Source organism: Anabaenopsis tanganyikae CS-531 (assembly GCF_029891675.1).
Taxonomy (GTDB): domain Bacteria; phylum Cyanobacteriota; class Cyanobacteriia; order Cyanobacteriales; family Nostocaceae; genus Anabaenopsis; species Anabaenopsis arnoldii.
In genome coordinates, this window is record NZ_JANQDF010000156.1 from 1 (window position 1) to 2884 (window position 2884).

At 51.7% G+C, this 2884-nt stretch carries 1 rRNA gene; it reads left to right on the top strand.

What is annotated here, in order from left to right:
• Positions 1–22 precede the first annotated feature (22 nt).
• Positions 23–2846: ribosomal RNA gene (locus NWP22_RS15005) — 23S ribosomal RNA — on the top strand.
• Positions 2847–2884 lie beyond the last annotated feature (38 nt).

Sequence of the window (2884 nt, forward strand, 5' to 3'; positions counted from 1 at the left end):
GTGGAAAAAACCAATGTAAAGTGGTCAAGCTAATAAGGGCTAACGGTGGATACCTAGGCACACAGAGGCGAAGAAGGACGTGGTTACCGACGATATGCTCCGGGGAGTTGGAAGCAAACTAAGAGCCGGAGATTTCCGAATGGGGCAACCCTAAAGACTACCTGCTGAATATATAGGCAGGAAAGAGCTAACCCAGCGAACTGAAACATCTTAGTAGCTGGAGGAAAAGAAATCAAAAGAGATTCCCTCAGTAGTGGTGAGCGAAAGGGGAAAAGCCTAAACCAAAGGATTAATCCTTTGGGGTAGTGGGACAGCAATATCGAATCTAGAGGTTAGACGAAGCAGCTAAATACTGCACCAAAGAAGGTGAAAGTCCTGTAGTCGAAAACTAAAGGATAGAAGCTGAATCCCGAGTAGCATGGGGCACGAGGAATCCCATGTGAATCAGCGAGGACCATCTCGTAAGGCTAAATACTACTGTGTGACCGATAGTGAACCAGTACCGCGAGGGAAAGGTGAAAAGAACCCCGGAAGGGGAGTGAAATAGAACATGAAACCGTTAGCCTACAAGCAGTGGAAGTCCGATTAAACGGATGACCGCGTGCCTGTTGAAGAATGAGCCGGCGACTTATAGGCACTGGTAGGTTAAGGCGAGAATGCTGGAGCCCAAGGGAAACCGAGTCTGAAGAGGGCGAAAAATCAGTGTTTATAGACCCGAACCCTGGTGATCTAACCATGGCCAGGATGAAGCTTGGGTAACACCAAGTGGAGGTCCGAACCGACTGATGTTGAAAAATCAGCGGATGAGTTGTGGTTAGGGGTGAAATGCCAATCGAACCAGGAGCTAGCTGGTTCTCCCCGAAATGTGTTTAGGCGCAGCGGTAATGAATATACCTGGGGGGTAAAGCACTGTTTCGGTGCGGGCTGGGAGACCGGTACCAAATCGAGACAAACTCAGAATACCCAGGGCACACATTGCCAGTGAGACAGTGGGGGATAAGCTTCATTGTCAAGAGGGAAACAGCCCAGACCACCAGCTAAGGTCCCCAAATCATCACTAAGTGAGAAAGGAGGTGAGATTGCATAGACAACTAGGAGGTTTGCCTAGAAGCAGCCACCCTTGAAAGAGTGCGTAATAGCTCACTAGTCAAGCGATCTTGCGCCGAAAATGAACGGGGCTAAGTGATGTACCGAAGCTGTGGGATTAAGGAATTAATCGGTAGGGGAGCGTTCCGTAGTAGGAAGAAGCAGTAGCGGTAAGCAGCTGTGGACGAGACGGAAGTGAGAATGTCGGCTTGAGTAGCGAAAACATTGGTGAGAATCCAATGCCCCGAAACCCTAAGGGTTCCTCCGGCAGGTTCGTCCGCGGAGGGTTAGTCGGGACCTAAGGCGAGGTCGAAAGGCGTAGTCGATGGACACAGGGTGAATAATCCCTGACTAAGATGTGGGAGCATGGCGAGGGACGCATGAAAGATAACCATACCCTAATTGGTTTGGGAGGGGTTTACGAACTCCGCATGGTGAAGGATAGTGTCAAGAAAAGCTCGTCATGTGATGAAAGCATCATACCCGTACCCGAAACCGACACAGGTAGGGAGGTTGAGAATACCAAGGGGCGCGAGATAACTCTCTCTAAGGAACTCGGCAAAATGGCCCCGTAACTTCGGAAGAAGGGGTGCCCACGAAAGTGGGTCGCAGTGAAGAGATCCAGGCGACTGTTTACCAAAAACACAGGTCTCCGCTAACTCGAAAGAGGACGTATGGGGGCTGACGCCTGCCCAGTGCCGGAAGGTTAAGGAAGTTGGTCAGGGGTTCGCCCTGAAGCTGACGACCGAAGCCCCGGTGAACGGCGGCCGTAACTATAACGGTCCTAAGGTAGCGAAATTCCTTGTCGGGTAAGTTCCGACCCGCACGAAAGGCGTAACGATCTGGATGGTGTCTCAGAGAGAGACTCGGCGAAATAGGAATGTCTGTGAAGATACGGACTGCCTGCACCTGGACAGAAAGACCCTATGAAGCTTTACTGTAGCCTGGAATTGTGTTCGGGCTTGGCTTGCGCAGGATAGGTGGGAAGCATAGAAGTATCCCTTGTGGGGGATATGGAGCTAACGGTGAGATACCACTCTGGCGAAGCTAGAATTCTAACCTCACACCCTCAGCGGGTGTAGGAACAGTTTCAGGTGGGCAGTTTGACTGGGGCGGTCGCCTCCTAAAAGGTAACGGAGGCGCGCAAAGGTTCTCTCAGCACGCTTGGAAACCGTGCGGCGAGTGTAAAGGCAGAAAGAGAGCTTGACTGCAAGAGTTACAACTCAAGCAGGGACGAAAGTCGGCCTTAGTGATCCGACGGCACAGCATGGAATGGCCGTCGCTCAACGGATAAAAGTTACTCTAGGGATAACAGGCTGATCTCCCCCAAGAGTCCACATCGACGGGGAGGTTTGGCACCTCGATGTCGGCTCATCGCAACCTGGGGCGGAAGTACGTCCCAAGGGTTGGGCTGTTCGCCCATTAAAGCGGTACGTGAGCTGGGTTCAGAACGTCGTGAGACAGTTCGGTCCATATCCGGTGCAGGCGTAAGAGCATTGAGAGGAGCCTTCCTTAGTACGAGAGGACCGGGAAGGACGCACCGCTGGTGTACCAGTTATTCCACCAGGAGTAGACGCTGGGTAGCTAAGTGCGGAGCGGATAACCGCTGAAAGCATCTAAGTGGGAAGCCCACCTCAAGATGAGTGCTCTCACTACTAAAGTAGGTAAGGTCACGGGCAGAACACCCGTTTATAGGCTCTATGTGGAAGTACAGTAATGTATGTAGCAAAGGAGTACTAATAGACCGAGGGCTTGACCTCATCACTCTGGTTTTCGCGTTACTTGCAGTCTTCAGGGT